The following is a 13,782-nucleotide window of genomic DNA, read 5'->3' as shown; positions in this document are numbered from 1 at the left end:
CCCCAATACCAGGGGAAGCCGATGCGCCCCGACCTAATGAAGCGCTGGATATGCAACCAGCGCCGTCGGCCAAGCCGGGAGGGTGGCCCGGCGAAGTATTTCATCGTAATTCCAGTTCCAAGTTCTTACTTCTATCTTTAGAAGGAGCACTAAATTGGAAAATCTTAGAGAATTTGCTTCCAGCACAAATGGTGATCGGTGGCTTCTGGGCATCGACGACGAAACAAACAGAGAGGTAGTTGTTCACCGTGGCAACCCATCGTCGGGCGGTCATGAAACTAAGACTCCCGTGACTTCATTTTTATATCAACGCCCGTTTGGCCCGGAACATAAGGCTTTGGATTCGTTGCTTGCGGATCGCAGGGCAGCCGAGAGCGAAGAGACGCCCAAGAAACCGATGTAAACTGGCACTGGTTTGAGATGCGATGTGAGGAAGGTCAGTGCGATTTCGCCCCGGCCTTTTTGTTGCCGGTTCCGATCGCTTTAGAGGCCACGCCACTATTAACTCGCATTCGGTCGAAGGCGCCCCCATATCAGGGATAGTGGTCAGCAGGACCGGAGCCGTTGGTTTTGATCGATGCTCTCCACCATGTGCGTTCAGATGATGAACGCATTCCTGAATTGGAAATCCATTATGGACGTCGTTGTAAGAACTTACTCAGGTAAGGGCTCGAAAGAGCTGTTCTCATTGCTGGAGACGCATAAGGCAGACGTTGAAAAGCTTATGCGCTCAGTCACCGGCTTTGAAAGCTACACTCTAGCACGCAGTAGTGAAAGCGACGGCGGCTTATCGATGACCGTATGCCGGGACAAGGCCGGCACTGAAGAGAGTGTTCGCCTTGCCAAGGAGTGGCTCTCAAAAAACGCAGCAAACATTAGCATGGAGGCGCCAAAGGTCTCCATGGGAACCATAATTATTCAGGCCACTAAGCACTAGTTTTCAATGGTTTCCCGGTCGAGCAACTCGCCGGCCGGGTCTCCGCTCCGCATTTATCACCTGATCGCTCACTCCGGCATGCAGGGTGCAGGTGTGGCGCTGGTCACAGGTAATATTTGGCTCGGGTTAGCAGAATGGCTGGCTCATACGTTTATCGACGAAGCGAAGGTCCGCGGAACGACAACGTTCGCCCACGATCAGACGCTGCGCATCGGCTGCAAAATCATCTGGCTCGCCTGCCCCGTCCTGTCCGCAACGCTGCTGTATGGATCGTCTATCTCGCCCTGGTGGGGATAACGTTCGGTCTAGCTTCCTTGCAAACAGGGTTGTTGCGATGAGACTGGTATGGCGTCCCGCTGGTGGCCGGAATATCAGTTCTGAACATATCCCTTTTCGGCCATGCACCCTTTGAATGCACTTTCAGAGGCAACGGCTCCTGCTATCCACAGGCGACCGTACGCCGCTTGAGTGTTCGTGGCTTGGCCTCGGCATATCACTTCCGCCTGCTTGAGTTGTCCTTGCTCGGTCGAGGCAACACGGTGCCATTGACCGGAGGAACTGCTGCTCGTGCAGGCGCAAAGGAGCGATCCTAAAATCACGATGCAGATAGTGCGCAACATCCCCTCCATTGGACGTTGTCCTATAGCATGCCAGTCCTGAAAAACGCACGGCATGAGAAGAAAGGCAAGTGCCGGTAATGGCGGGCATGTCTAAACGACCAATACCCCCGGAAGACATGCTCGAAGACGCCAGCATCCGGTTCGAGCCTGCCCACGATCTGATCGAATGGGCACGGTCATCCTTCATCGATGAGACGGCAGACCTCCTGAACGAGGATCACGCTCATCTCCGCTTTGCCTCGATCGGCGCCCTGTGGACCAATGTCCCCAATGGCAGGAACGGTCGCCGCATAGTCGGCCAGTGCGAGATGGGACTGCCACCAGCAGGTAAGTGGTCCCGCTCTCGGATTGAGCTTCAGCTACAGCAGTGGTTCGGCGACGTGCCGCACTTCCTGCTGACCTTTGATGCTCACTACGCGGCGACATGCTCGGACACAGAGTTCTGCGCCCTCGTGGAGCACGAGCTCTTATAGCGCGGCGATCAGGATGAGACGGGCGCGACAATCTGGATGAGACTCTTGTCAGCGACAATCAGCGTGATACCTTCACCCCGACCGCGACATAAGAGTCTCATCTTGATTGACGCTGAATCTCACCTTGTTTGCCGCTACGCAAGCTCTATCATGCCGGGCAGGAGAGGGACCCATACGGCGCTCCCAAGTTCCGGCGCGATGGTTCCCCTGCCTTCGGGATAAGGGGACACGACGTCGAAGAGTTCGTCGGTGTGGTCCGACGCTATGGGGCAGACGCCGCCAATGTCCGCGCTCTCGTAGATGCGGCAAACCGGCCGCCCGAGATATCCCGGGCCAGCGTCGGCCATGTATGTGGGACATGCCAGTTGCGTGTCGCGTAATTTTGACAGGGCTTAGACAAATCCGATGGCCAAGGCAAAACTCAGCGATGAGGTGAAAACCTTTATCGTTCAGGCTCTCGCCTGTTTCGATAGCCCTTCAACCGTCTCCGCCGTTGTCAAGAAGGAATTCGGCGTCGAACTATCAGTTCCTGAAGATGGGCGCGATGGGCCTTGAGATCCGCGCGGACTACAACGGCAAGTCCGGCGTCTTCTACTCCACCAACACCTGATGATTGATACCTCGCCCCATTGGTGGGCGGGGCATCTTCCATCGCAACAGGGGACAGATCCCATGAAGATCCGTTTGAAAGCGCCGGCTGGTCTCAACTCCACCGGCATCTATGGCAAGGAAGGCAAGGAATTGCCCGTCGGCTTCGAACTCGAACTTGACGAGGAGCCAAAGGGCTGGGGAGGCCGCTACGACATCCTCTCGGGCAGCACCAAGGGAAAGGAACCCGCGACTGGTGCTGGCGGTGACGAACCAAAGACGGCCGCCGAAGTCCTCGCCATGGCAGGTGACGGCAGCGTCCAGTTCATGACGTTCAAGGCTGCGGCCAAAGAACTGCTCGGCGACAAGACGCCGGCCAGCAAGGCGGAGATCGTAGCCGCCCTCGAAGACCTGGCAACCCAACCGTAGCAGACCAATCCCTGGCTGGTGACGGCCCCCCGGGGATTACCTCGCAGAGATTTTAAATGCGATCGTGGAGTAGGCGGCTTTCAAGGCTAGCCACACAGCAGCCAAACAGTACGTGAGCAGAATTAACGCGGACGCTGCGAGTAGTGGCAGCAGGAGGAGTCCATCACCAACATCCGGAGCCTCGTCCGGGAGCATCTCCGGCACGATCAATCCGCCGGCAAGCAACGGAGAAATCAGCACAAACAGGAAGGCCAAGCTGTGCCAAATGACGCGTCGCCGGCCAAAATGGCGGTGAACCCTGAAAGCCACATAGGGTGCCGTGAAATTCAAAAGAACCGTCACACCAACGATCAATTCTTTCGCAAAAACAGTCAATTCATCAGACATCCATCCTCCTACAGCTTGGACCATCCAATAGCCCAGCTAAACAGTTGGAGGAAGCCCGCCGGAGGGCCGCACCATGGATCAGTCGATCGAGTTCAAGGTCAAGGAGCGGTAAATGACTCCGTACGGTACCGAGCAAGGCTTCGACACGTGGTTCAACGCAAACGGCTATACGCTGCCATCGGGATCGCCCGACCTGGCGGCTTTGCTGAACCGTGGTAGCCAGTACATTGACGCCGTCTACGGCTCACGCTTCGTCGGTCGCGTAGAGGACCCTCTGCAGGAACGCCAGTGGCCGCGCGATGGCGCGATCGTCAATGGTAAGGCGTTCCCGTCCGGAGTGGTCCCGACGGCTGTCATCAACGCCTCCTACTACGCCGCCTATCAGGAGGCGACCGCTCCTGGTTCGCTTTCGGCGGTCGGTTCGACGGTATCGACGGTGAAACGGGAAAAAGTTGGCCAGCTTGAGGTGGAGTATCAGTCACATCAATCCGATGGGACGGCCCTCGGGATAACGCCGTTGATTTCCATGGTCGACGGCATGCTTGCGCCGTACTTGCGCGACCTTTCGCAGCCAAGCATTGGGATTTGGTCGATCGGCTGTTGAAGAGGCCCGGCCGTAATCGGGCCGCCAGATACTACCAAACGGCCAGATATTTCAGCAGCGACACGATGCCGATGATAATGACGATGATCTGCACGATCTGACGCGTGCGGCCGTCGATTGGCAACCGCTGCACCAAGTAGAGAACAAGTACGATTACGAGAAATGTAATCAGAATTCCGATCAGTATGGATGCACCCATATATCCCACTCCTTAGAAAAGCTTTTCGATACAGGGCTTTAACTATAGGGCGGTTGGATAAAGGAAAGAGTGAGGGCTGAAACAGTGGCGAATGCCCTCTACACCCGCCTGCAGGAAACCGCACGGCGCCTCATCGCGAAGTATGGCCAAGCAGGCTCGATAAAGCGCATCACGCCTCCAGACCCGGTGTTGGGCGGCGACTGCACGCCGGCAACCTATCCGGCCACGCTCGTGCCGATGAACTACGACCAGCGGTACATAGACGGGACGGTCATCACGACGGCAGACCGGCAGATCTACATCTCCTCGGTCGGGCTGGCTGTCGTGCCGCAGGTCGGTGACATCGTCTCAGCGGGTGGCGTCGAGTACCACGTCATGAACGCAGATCCGCAGAATTATGACGGGGTCATCAATGTGGTGCATATCGTCCAAGGAAGGTTGGCGCCTTAACCCGGCGGCCATTCTGTTTTGAACAGCAATCGCTCACGGCCGCCGGGGAAGTGACACACGACGTCCACCGCCATTGCCATAGGTCCGGCTGATGCCGGGAGGCGGTAGTGGGTGCCACGATATTTTTGAAGGACCTTAGACAGCCTTTCAAGCTGACTGAAAGGGATGTTCGTGAGCCTCACACCACTCAATAACTCTCTTCTTGATCCGCTCATTCGTTACTTTCTACAGAGGTATAACCCATGCCCAATGTTAAAGTGAATGTACTGCTGCCGTTTGAGCGCCACAAGAAGGGCGATGTCACCGAGCTTACGGCGACCAAGGCATCTGCACTCGAAAAGATGGGCCTCGTCGAGCCGGCGACTAAGACAGCTGAAAAGCAGATTGCCAAGGCGGACAAGCCGAGCGCATGACCTTCGAGGAACTGCTCGACACCTACGAGCCCAAGCTCGCTGCGGCATTCCGCGAGGGCATCGAAGAGATCAAGTCGAGCATCGTGCTCGCTCGCGTCGTCGAGCGTCTGGAGAAAGGCGACGTCTCCGGAGCCATCGAGGCCATGCTTATAGAGCCTGAGGCCTTCGCCGCTCTCGATCTCGCCTTGCAAGAGGCGTTCAATGCTGGCGGCATCAACGCAATCGGTGAACTGCCAACAGTCCGCGATCCGAATGGCGCGAAGGTTGTCTTCCGCTTCGGTGTCCGCAATCCAGAAGCGGAGCGGATCCTTCGCGACATTTCCTCGACGATGGTGACGCACATCACCGAAGATCAGCGCCAGGGCATCCGGTATGCGCTGGAGCAGGGGCTCGCACGAGGAGCAAACCCGCGCGCGACGGCTCTCGATGTCGTCGGTAGACAGAACCGTGTCACCGGTCGGCGAGAGGGTGGCGTGATCGGCCTGACAAGCCGGCAGATCGAATATATCGAGCGGGCGCGCCAGAACCTCGCGTCGGGCGATCCGAAGCTTATGAAGCAGTATCTGGCCCTTGTGACCCGCGATAAGCGTTTCGACCGGACCGTGACCGCTGCAATGAAGGCAGGAAAGCCGATCACAGGCGAGAACCTGCAGAAGATCATTGGGCGGCTGAACGACAAGAACCTGTTGCTTCGCGGTGAGATGCTGGCTCGGACTGAGACCATGATGGCTCTCGGCTCCGCACGTGACCAGGCGATGCGCCAGCAGATCACATCTGGCAAGGTTGAGGCTCAGGATGTGACGAAGATCTGGCGCTCTGCCGGTGACAGTCGCGTCCGACATACCCATCGCGTCCTGAATGGCAGGAGCGTCGCCATCGACGACTACTTCTTCAGCCCGTCTGGCGCAGCTATACGGTACCCGGGTGACCCTCAGGCGCCGATATACGACGATATCAAAACCAAGTACGGCGTGAACTGAAACATTGGCAGTGACTGCGCATTGAAAGGGCAGGGAAATTGAACCCACCGAGCACCGAGATGGATTATGACCTCCGAACAAGAGTCGTCAGCCTTGAACACCAATCCACCCTCCATTCACAGCAGATTGCCGAGCTCGAGAAGTGGCAGCGCTTGAGCGACGTTGCCGACGCTCGGAAAGACGAGCAGTTCAAGAACATGGACGTTCGGTTCACATCGATCGACAAGAAGATCGAGGCCATCAACGCGACCCTATCCCGGATCATGTGGCTCGTGCTTGGCGGGATCATTATGGGTGCCGTTGGGTTCATGCTTAAGGGCGGCTTTAACCTGCCCTAACATTTGATTTCGTCGTCCACGCGCAACGAACTCAAACGCAAATCGAGGAAACGCCGCGACGCACAGAGTACAAAAGAGGCAGCAGGTCCAATAGGACGAAAATAGACCTTCGTGAGTACTGACCTTGCCCCCAAGTTTTATCCAGTTTTGAGTTCGCTCCTGCGGTTTTGGGTTGCTGTATTTGGGGCGGTAGCGGCGGGTTGCGGTGCGGAGCCATTTCGGCTGCGCAGCACCGCATCACGTCGCGGGTTGATGGTCTGAGCGAACTCGGCAGGTGTCAGCCAGCCGAGGCCAGAATGCGGTCTGTGATCATTGTACAACACGACGGCAGAACACCCACGGGACGGAGGTTCGCGAGCTTTTATATCCGTGGCATCCTTGGTGCGGTCAGCTCGTGCATGTCCATGAGGCGCTGGCTAAAGGTACGGACATTTTCCGCTGCAGCCTTTCTGGTGTTTCTTCTGATCGGCTTCTTGAAGTCCCAGCATGGATGTTCGACCGCTCCGTGAGCGGATATTGGCGCAACCTGCCGGTTCCGCACGTCGATCTCGCGAGCCTGCATGCTTTGGCAAAGTTACTGGAAGACGCCGGCGCCTCATCGCAATCTGCGGTAATGGGCGCAGCATTGGTCTCTCACGAAACGAGTCGGAGAGATGTCCATGCCTCGCCAGTCCATGACATACCAGTTCGATCTGTTTTCGGCTCCGCAGAGGGGGATGACCACAGGCATGCCGCAATGGCCGGAGTTGCCGGAAGAAACCCGCCAGGCGCTGACGGTTCTCATCGTGCGGCTGTTCGTCGATCACGCAAACTGCGGGCGCGCCTCCCAGCAGAAGGAGGCCGGTCATGATGCATGAGAAGATCGGGCCGCACCATCTGGAGCGGAAGGCTATTCTCTATGTTCGGCAGTCCTCGGCTCACCAGGTTCTGCACAATCGCGAAAGCAGTACCCTTCAATACGCCATGCGCGATCGCCTGACAGCACTTGGTTGGTCGCGCATTGAGACGGTGGACGACGATCTTGGTCGTTCGGCCGCCGGTGGTGTAACCCGCGCTGGTTTTGACCGGATGGTCGCCGAGGTCTGCCTTGGCAAGGTGGGGGCGGTAGCGGCACGCGAGGTATCGCGTTTTGCCCGCAACAGCCGCGATTGGCAGCAGCTCATCGAGATGTGCCGCGTCGTTGATACCGTTCTGATCGACCAGGAAGCGGTCTACGCACCACGCCAGGGCAATGACCGGCTGCTCTTGGGCCTGAAGGGCAGCCTCAACGAGTATGAGCTCGATCTCTTACGTCAGCGTTCCCTTTCCGCCCGCTACGAGAAGGCACGCCGCGGAGAGCTTGTCGTCACGGTCCCGGTCGGCTTTTTGAAGGTCGGTGACAGGATCGAGAAAGATCCCGACCGGCGCATCCAGGACGCCATTGCGTTGGTCTTCAACAAAGTCGCCGAACTTGGCAGTGCACGGCAGGCGCTCCTATGGTTCCTCGAACACGGGTTGGATTTGCCGGTCAGGCGCGCGGACGGTGATGTCATCTGGCGCAGACCCAACTATGCGACCATCCACCGGATGATTGCGAACCCGATCTACGGCGGCGCTTATGCTTATGGTAAGAGTCGTTCCGTACCGGGATACGGTGGCCGATCTGGAATTCGCCGCAAGGCGCGTGATGAATGGTTGGCGCTGATCCCGGATGCACACGAAGGTTACGTCAGTTGGGAACGGGCGGAGGAGATCCGCAAGATGGTCAGCGACAATGTACCGGCCAGTCGCCATCATGGAGCGCCGAAGCATGGCGACGCTCTGCTTGCCGGCCTTTTCCGCTGCAAAAGGTGCGGTCGGAAGCTGACGGTTCGTTACACAGGAGCCAACCATAACATCCCGCGCTATTCCTGTTGGCGAGGGTTGCTCGACAACGGCGAACCACGTTGCATCGCCTTCGGCGGTCTGCGGGTCGATGATGCGATCGAGGAGGCGCTGCTCGGGGTGGTCGAACCAGGAGCTATTGCCGCCGCCATCGAGGCGGAACGCCGTATGGCCAGCCAACGCGACCAGGTTCAGGATGCGCTGCTGCGCGACCTCGAGGCAGCGCGCTATTCCGCCGACCGGGCATTCCGGCAATACGACGCGGCTGATCCGGAGAACAGGCTGGTGACGTCGGAGCTCGAAGCACGCTGGAACAAGGCGCTCGCTCGCGCCGGCGAGATCGAAGCTAAGATTGCCAAACATCGGACGGTTGCGCCGCAGCCGATCCCCATGTCCGCATCCCAGGTAGCCGCACTTGCGGGGAACCTCCGCGCCGTCTGGACGGCGCCGACAACCGATGCAAGGCTGAAGAAGCGCATCGTGCGGGCGCTCATCAATGAAGTGGTTGCCGATCTCGATGATGGAACCTCCGAGATCGTCCTCATCATCCATTGGGTCGGTGGTGTCCACACCGAGCTGCGCCTGCCGAAGCGGCGCCGCGGGCAAAGAAACGCGACGCCTGACGATATTGTCGACGCCGTACGACAGCTCGTCCTTATCGCCAATGACGATGTGATTGCCGGTGTCCTCAATCGCAACGGACTGACGACCGGCAATGGCAATCGGTGGACACGGGAGCGGGTCACCGCCCTGAGGTCATATCGCAAGATTCCGGTCTTCCGTCCCCAGGTCGACGGGGTCGAGCCGTGGCTTAATCTGGGCGGTGCGGCGAAGTTGCTCGGGATAACGCCAAAAACGCTGCGTCTGGCGGCCGAGGCCGGCCAGATCGAGGGGGCTCATCCGCTACCCGACGGCCCATGGATCTTCAGCCGTTCAAAACTCGCCACCCCACAAGCACATCAGATCCTCGATCGCGCCCGGCAGAACTCTCGACACCCCACAGGATCGCATCCAGATCAGGAAAACTTATTCCCTTCAACAACATAGAAAGATGGGCGTTATGAAACAGGATTGTAATCGCTGCGCCAGTTTGAAAGCGCTGAGCGAGCATAGGTCAGTGACGAGAAGAGGGTTTCATTCAAGAACTCGTCTCGCAGCCGCCCATTGAAGCTTTCGATGAAGGCATTCTGGATCGGCTTACCGGGCGCGATGTAGTGCCAATCGACCTTGACTCGGTCCGTCCATTGCAGGATCGCGTTGCTGGTGAACTCGCTGCCATTGTCACTGACGATCATCCTGGGCTTGCCGCGCTCCTCGATGATCCGATCCAGCTCACGGGCAACGCGCAGACCGGAAAGCGATGTATCCGCGACGAGCGCCAGGCATTCCCTCGTGCAATCGTCGACGACCGTTAGAACCCGGAACCTGCGTCCATCGGTGAGTTGATCCGACACGAAGTCGAGCGACCAACGATCATTGGTGGCCATCGGGATCAGCATCGGTGCTCGTGTGCCTATCGCTCGCTTGCGACCGCCGCGCTTGCGCACCGTCAGCTTCTCCTCCCGATAGAGCCGGAAGAGCTTCTTGTGGTTCACAAGGTGTCCCTCGCGCCTGAGCAGCACATGAAGGCGTCGATAGCCGAAGCGGCGGCGTTCATGCGCCAACGCCTTCATTCGCTCGCGAAGGCCCTGATCGTCGCTGCGCCGGGTTTCGTAACGGATCGTCATCCGGCAAAAGCCGATGGCTTTACACGCCCGCCGTTCGCTCATCCGATGTTGGTCCACCAGATGCGCGACAGCTCGCCGCTTTGCTGCGGGCGTCACCACTTCTTTCCCAAAAGGTCTTTCAAAGCTGCATTGTCGAGCATCGCATCCGCCAGAAGCCGCTTCAGCTTCGTGTTCTCGTCCTCCAGCGTCTTCAGCCGCTTGGCTTCGGACACGTCCATGCCGCCGAACTTGGCCTTCCATTTGTAAATGCTGGCATCGCTGACGCCGTGTTTGCGGCAAAGCTCCGAGACAGGCATGCCCGCCTCGTGCTCCTTCAGAATGCCGATAATCTGTTCGTCTGTGAAACGGCTGCGCTTCATTCCCTGGTCCTCTCAATGGGCCAGAGCTTACTTCAAAATGGATTATTTCAACGGGGCAAGGTCACGGCCAATAGTCGATCATAATAGTCCTCAGATGCAAGCGACCCGCGCTGCTGGAGTGCCGAGGCAGGCGGGCCACCGTGCAAGGCTTTCAGTTCACTCGCCGGGATCGAAGGTCACTGTTAGCGTTTTCCATTCCTCGTACTTATCTTTTGGGAGATTGGTAAAAGGCGCCGACCGCCGGACCGCTAAAAGTAATGAATCGGCGAGCCTTTTCCTGATGGCTAGGGTTCCCCCCGTAATTTCCACGGTTGGGGTCCCTACGATCGAGCCATCCCGATCGAGCTCCAGGTGTACCTTTGCGGTCACGCCGCGAACCATTGGATCATATGGCATCGACCAGTTTTTGGCGATCGACGTATTCACGCCCATCAGTGCGTTCCTAGGTATCTCATTTGGAGGTTGTGCAGTGGCGGGTTCGCCTAGGAGACCACAGATCACGAGGGGAATTGCAAAACTTCGGGCTACCAAGCGGCCCTTCGCCAACTGCGCCAGCTTGCGCTCCTTTTCGCACTTGGAATGACTTCCGATCTCCGGCGTATCGATGCCCGAGACGAACGGAACGCCTTCTCCCAACAGCCTCAAGTTCTGCCCGTCGCATTTCACAGTGTCGCCGTCGACGGCAGTAAGTGATGCGCACATCAGTACCGTCGCAATCATTTTCCTACCCTCGAGATCCCACGCAACTTGCGCTTAATCGAATGCATCAAGCGGTTCAGACGGCGATCCGTTTTCGTCCGCAGCCGTGCGTTTGTCCAAGGTGTATGCGAACGATATTCCAAGAACAGTGCCTGCTCCGGATGGTCGCAATAGGTCGTATTCGGCTTAGCATGGGTGAAGTGGACAATGCGGGTATCTTCATTCGATGACTTGCGCCGCTGAGCATTCCACTTGGGATCAAGACTTATAGTTCGCCCGTCCGACAAGAGGTTAAGCACGTCCTGGTCGGGGAAGGTGAAGGGCCGGCTGTTGAGAAGTGCAATCGCCTTCTCGCTCAATCCCTCACTCTGCCATTCACGTAGATTGATAAGGACGACACCGGAATTGAAATAGAAGGCTTCGTCGGGCCGGCCGATGTTGGCGTTGAGCTGGGATGGGCCGCCCGCTGCGGCAATCACGGCGCTGCCCATCTCCAGATCCTGAAGCGGCCGTAGGCTGCCTTTGATCATGGTGTCGGCGTCGAGATAGAGGAGATTGCCCTTGTCGGCCGGCAGCAGGTTCGGAAAGAAGAGCCGCGCGTAAACAACCCGGCTCCAATTTGAGTTCGTCGGGAGCCCCTTGATATGTTTCAGGGTGCCTTCGTCAAGGTCGAAGAAGGTAAGCCGTCGCTTTGCGCACGCTTGGATTTTGTCCTTATCGGACTGCTTCAGACCATCACCGATGACATAGATTTCGGCATCTGGTACATCGCCGTTCAATTCCAATGAATAGATCACGACGCCAGCCAGCTCGGCAAAGCGTCGGTCAATGGCACACGCAACTATCACGATTTCCTGCACTCCAAGATGTTGCGCGTCGATACCGGAGGGCGAAGTAGAAATCTAGCACTGGATTTCTCATGCTAGATTGATGCCTGCAATGTCGGGACGGCAATACGTCTGCACTTCATAAAACCCTCATCCTGTTGCCATCAAGTAGCTCTATCACCTTGTCGCCCTGCATCGCGAAAAGCGCGTTGACCACCTCGTCCTGCGTGAAGCTCTTCTCAATCACCAGCGTTGGGCCGATCTCCAAGAGGTTCACCGGTTTACCACGCTCTGCTTTGCTGTTAGCGGCGTCTAGGATTGCTTGTCGAAGGTCTTGCTGTTTGCTCATGCATCTAGAGATGAGGTGAGGCTCGGAAGGCGTCAAGCCCAGCCAAGGCCAGACAGATTGAGATCTGGATCGTTCTCGTCGAGCTTCGTTCGCCGCCATTTGGATTTGGGTTGGTAGTCCACGCGGGTCTCGGCTTCAGCGTGGATCTGCCGGCGCGTTGCCATCAATCATCTAGAAGCCCCTGAAGAAACGGGCCCCGGCCGATGTTTGTGTTTGTGGGATGCTTTCTGAACCAATCCCAAGCTGCCTGATCGGGCAAACGTCCATCGACATTGAATGGGTTGATTTCCGCGATCATGAAGTTGCTGTAACCAAAATACGGCTCGAAATGCACACGTAGTTCGTTGATCGGCCGGCTTGACCTGAAGCAATAAATTAGGGGCAGATAGTTCCAGTAGGCTTCAACGTAGACGCTGCTTCGCATGAATGCGTTGAAAGCATAGTAATCGAACGTTGGATTATAGAACGTCAGAATGTAGGTCTTACTTTCCATCGTTTTTGTCCTCGATCACGGCGGCCGGCTGCACGTACGAGTTAGGCATTTGTGCTTCCGGAGGGCTGGCGGTGACATCGATGGTCTTTGGACTACGCCCGTCTTCGAGCATCAGCTGGTATGTTTTCTGAATCTGGTAGTCTTCCGACTGGAGGCGATCGGGGTCTTTTAGGGCGAAAAATGCAAACGCGATCATTGGGAAAATCACACCACGGCGATTAGTGTCAAGAGGATCGGTTGCGCGGCGGAGCCTGCGAAAATCAGACCGAAGATGAGCGTCACGAGTGCAATGGCAACAAACCAGAGGAGCGGCGACATGACGCTCTTTGTCGTCATCTTCTCGATGGCTTGCGAATGGCTTGGAAACTTCCAGTTCAATGGTGACCCCAGTCTAGGCCGTGGACTCGTTATGGCAGAGAGTGAGGCGAACACAAGCCAGCTTGGTCATAGCAAGAAAATTCATGCCTAGTTTGTCGTAGCGGGTTGCGATCCGTCGGTAACATTTCAGTTTACTGAAGAATCGCTCAATGAGGTTCCGTTTTTTGTATAGCCATGGGCTGAAGACGAGCGTTATCTTCCGATTGGATTTTGGCGGAATGTTTGCCCAAGAGCGCTTGGTTCTTACCTTCGCGCGGAGCCAATCGGCGTCGTAGGCTTTGTCTGCGAGAAGCATGGCACCCGCCGGAAGATCATCGAGCAATTCGCTAGCCGCAGTTAGATCATGGGCATGACCAGGTGTAATGGCGATCTTAATTGGCAGCCCGTTTCCATCAGTAACGGCATGGATTTTGGTGGTAAGACCACCGCGACTTCGCCCAAGGCAACGATCCTGATGGTCCGCCCTAAGCGTTGCCGCCAAATGATGAACGCGAACTGAAGTGCCGTCGATCATCGTGACGCCGTCATCCGACGGGCGCGTGACTGCATCCATCAACCTGTCCCAAATTCCAGCAATCGTCCAGCGCCTGAAACGATTATAGCACGTTGTGTATGGTCCATATCTTTCGGGGACATCACGCCAAGGGGGTAAGCGGTGAATCTATCCCA

The 13,782-nt window shown here is 57.1% G+C and carries 21 protein-coding genes and 5 pseudogenes; 15 read left to right on the top strand and 11 right to left on the bottom strand.

From position 1 onward, the window contains the following. The first annotated feature begins 154 nt into the window (after positions 1-154). The 8 genes and pseudogenes from PMI09_RS31285 (at position 155) to PMI09_RS10470 (ending at position 3,047) form a co-directional block, all read left to right on the top strand. A complete protein-coding gene (locus PMI09_RS31285) occupies positions 155-403 on the top strand; it encodes a hypothetical protein (RefSeq protein ID WP_157213358.1) in 249 nt (82 codons plus the stop codon). A gap of 231 nt (positions 404-634) precedes the next feature. Beyond that, complete coding sequence (locus PMI09_RS10490) at positions 635-937, top strand: hypothetical protein (RefSeq protein ID WP_037082696.1); 303 nt, start codon at positions 635-637, stop codon at positions 935-937. 93 nt (positions 938-1,030) lie between these two features. Continuing rightward, positions 1,031-1,234, top strand: coding sequence for a hypothetical protein (locus PMI09_RS30215; protein ID WP_244423755.1), 204 nt, complete (start codon positions 1,031-1,033; stop codon positions 1,232-1,234). A 409-nt stretch (positions 1,235-1,643) separates the two neighbouring features. After that, positions 1,644-2,030, top strand: a complete 387-nt coding sequence (locus PMI09_RS10480; RefSeq protein WP_193385389.1) for a putative metallopeptidase — start codon at positions 1,644-1,646, stop codon at positions 2,028-2,030. 128 nt (positions 2,031-2,158) lie between these two features. Next, entirely contained in the window at positions 2,159-2,410 is a 252-nt protein-coding gene (locus PMI09_RS32140; protein ID WP_081499055.1) for a putative metallopeptidase, read from the top strand. A gap of 25 nt (positions 2,411-2,435) precedes the next feature. Then, positions 2,436-2,555, top strand: a pseudogene (locus PMI09_RS30915) (DUF2280 domain-containing protein); the annotation flags it as partial. Positions 2,556-2,565: 10 nt separating this feature from the next. Next, a complete protein-coding gene (locus PMI09_RS32135; protein WP_244423756.1) occupies positions 2,566-2,640 on the top strand; it encodes a hypothetical protein in 75 nt (24 codons plus the stop codon). A gap of 62 nt (positions 2,641-2,702) precedes the next feature. After that, positions 2,703-3,047, top strand: a complete 345-nt coding sequence (locus PMI09_RS10470) for a hypothetical protein (protein ID WP_007792611.1) — start codon at positions 2,703-2,705, stop codon at positions 3,045-3,047. A 36-nt stretch (positions 3,048-3,083) separates the two neighbouring features. On the opposite strand, the gene PMI09_RS29720 is transcribed toward PMI09_RS10470, so the two are convergent. Continuing rightward, positions 3,084-3,434, bottom strand: coding sequence for a hypothetical protein (locus PMI09_RS29720; protein WP_007792607.1), 351 nt, complete (start codon positions 3,432-3,434; stop codon positions 3,084-3,086). Positions 3,435-3,546: 112 nt separating this feature from the next. Between PMI09_RS29720 and PMI09_RS10460 the strand changes: the two genes are divergently transcribed. After that, a complete protein-coding gene (locus tag PMI09_RS10460) occupies positions 3,547-4,038 on the top strand; it encodes a DnaT-like ssDNA-binding protein (RefSeq protein ID WP_007792603.1) in 492 nt (163 codons plus the stop codon). 31 nt (positions 4,039-4,069) lie between these two features. Here the strand turns inward: PMI09_RS10460 and PMI09_RS31700 are convergent, their stop codons facing one another. Beyond that, positions 4,070-4,237 (bottom strand): Thivi_2564 family membrane protein, encoded by a 168-nt coding sequence (locus PMI09_RS31700; RefSeq protein ID WP_007792599.1) that lies wholly within the window; start codon positions 4,235-4,237, stop codon positions 4,070-4,072. Between the two features lie 84 nt (positions 4,238-4,321). On the opposite strand from PMI09_RS31700, the gene PMI09_RS10455 reads away from it, so the two are divergent. From PMI09_RS10455 to PMI09_RS10445, 4 genes are all read left to right on the top strand, one after another. Further along, positions 4,322-4,687, top strand: coding sequence for a hypothetical protein (locus tag PMI09_RS10455; RefSeq protein WP_007792596.1), 366 nt, complete (start codon positions 4,322-4,324; stop codon positions 4,685-4,687). A gap of 242 nt (positions 4,688-4,929) precedes the next feature. Continuing rightward, positions 4,930-5,100, top strand: a complete 171-nt coding sequence (locus tag PMI09_RS31275; RefSeq protein ID WP_007792593.1) for a hypothetical protein — start codon at positions 4,930-4,932, stop codon at positions 5,098-5,100. Then, positions 5,097-6,080: a phage minor head protein gene (locus tag PMI09_RS10450; RefSeq protein ID WP_007792590.1), complete on the top strand. Its 984-nt coding sequence runs from the start codon at positions 5,097-5,099 to the stop codon at positions 6,078-6,080. The genes PMI09_RS31275 and PMI09_RS10450 overlap by 4 nt, the downstream gene beginning before the upstream one ends. Positions 6,081-6,139: 59 nt before the next feature. Then, positions 6,140-6,418: a hypothetical protein gene (locus tag PMI09_RS10445; RefSeq protein WP_007792587.1), complete on the top strand. Its 279-nt coding sequence runs from the start codon at positions 6,140-6,142 to the stop codon at positions 6,416-6,418. Between the two features lie 137 nt (positions 6,419-6,555). On the opposite strand, the pseudogene PMI09_RS31270 reads toward PMI09_RS10445, so the two are convergent. After that, a pseudogene (locus PMI09_RS31270) lies at positions 6,556-6,735 on the bottom strand (IS3 family transposase); the annotation flags it as partial. A 342-nt stretch (positions 6,736-7,077) separates the two neighbouring features. On the opposite strand from PMI09_RS31270, the gene PMI09_RS10440 reads away from it, so the two are divergent. After that, positions 7,078-7,275, top strand: coding sequence for a hypothetical protein (locus tag PMI09_RS10440; protein ID WP_007792581.1), 198 nt, complete (start codon positions 7,078-7,080; stop codon positions 7,273-7,275). Next, the gene (locus tag PMI09_RS10435) at positions 7,265-9,328 is read left to right on the top strand and encodes a recombinase family protein (RefSeq protein ID WP_007792578.1); all 2,064 of its coding nucleotides are present in this window, start codon (positions 7,265-7,267) and stop codon (positions 9,326-9,328) included. The genes PMI09_RS10440 and PMI09_RS10435 overlap by 11 nt, the downstream gene beginning before the upstream one ends. Before the next feature lie 23 nt (positions 9,329-9,351). On the opposite strand, the pseudogene PMI09_RS10430 reads toward PMI09_RS10435, so the two are convergent. The 8 genes and pseudogenes from PMI09_RS10430 to PMI09_RS10390 form a co-directional block, all read right to left on the bottom strand. After that, a pseudogene (locus PMI09_RS10430) lies at positions 9,352-10,367 on the bottom strand (IS3 family transposase); the annotation flags it as partial. A 528-nt stretch (positions 10,368-10,895) separates the two neighbouring features. Further along, positions 10,896-11,087: pseudogene (locus PMI09_RS10415) on the bottom strand (thermonuclease family protein); the annotation flags it as partial. After that, positions 11,084-11,914 carry a glycosyltransferase family 8 protein gene (locus PMI09_RS10410; protein WP_007792569.1) on the bottom strand — a complete coding sequence of 277 codons (831 nt, stop codon included), beginning with the start codon at positions 11,912-11,914 and terminating at the stop codon, positions 11,084-11,086. The pseudogene PMI09_RS10415 and the gene PMI09_RS10410, both read right to left, overlap by 4 nt. Before the next feature lie 118 nt (positions 11,915-12,032). Then, on the bottom strand, positions 12,033-12,242 hold the full coding sequence (locus PMI09_RS10405; RefSeq protein ID WP_037082662.1) for a hypothetical protein: 210 nt from the start codon (positions 12,240-12,242) through the stop codon (positions 12,033-12,035). Between the two features lie 163 nt (positions 12,243-12,405). Beyond that, positions 12,406-12,735, bottom strand: coding sequence for a hypothetical protein (locus PMI09_RS10400; RefSeq protein ID WP_007792560.1), 330 nt, complete (start codon positions 12,733-12,735; stop codon positions 12,406-12,408). Further along, positions 12,725-12,931, bottom strand: a complete 207-nt coding sequence (locus tag PMI09_RS10395) for a hypothetical protein (RefSeq protein ID WP_007792558.1) — start codon at positions 12,929-12,931, stop codon at positions 12,725-12,727. Before PMI09_RS10395 ends, PMI09_RS10400 begins: the two co-directional genes overlap by 11 nt. Before the next feature lie 8 nt (positions 12,932-12,939). Then, complete coding sequence (locus tag PMI09_RS31265; RefSeq protein WP_157213356.1) at positions 12,940-13,113, bottom strand: hypothetical protein; 174 nt, start codon at positions 13,111-13,113, stop codon at positions 12,940-12,942. 13 nt (positions 13,114-13,126) lie between these two features. Beyond that, positions 13,127-13,759 (bottom strand): annotated as a pseudogene (locus PMI09_RS10390) (IS5 family transposase); the annotation flags it as partial. Positions 13,760-13,782 lie beyond the last annotated feature (23 nt).

It is taken from the genome of Rhizobium sp. CF122 (assembly GCF_000282035.1).
Lineage (GTDB): Bacteria > Pseudomonadota > Alphaproteobacteria > Rhizobiales > Rhizobiaceae > Rhizobium.
This window is presented reverse-complemented; position numbering and strand designations above follow the sequence as displayed.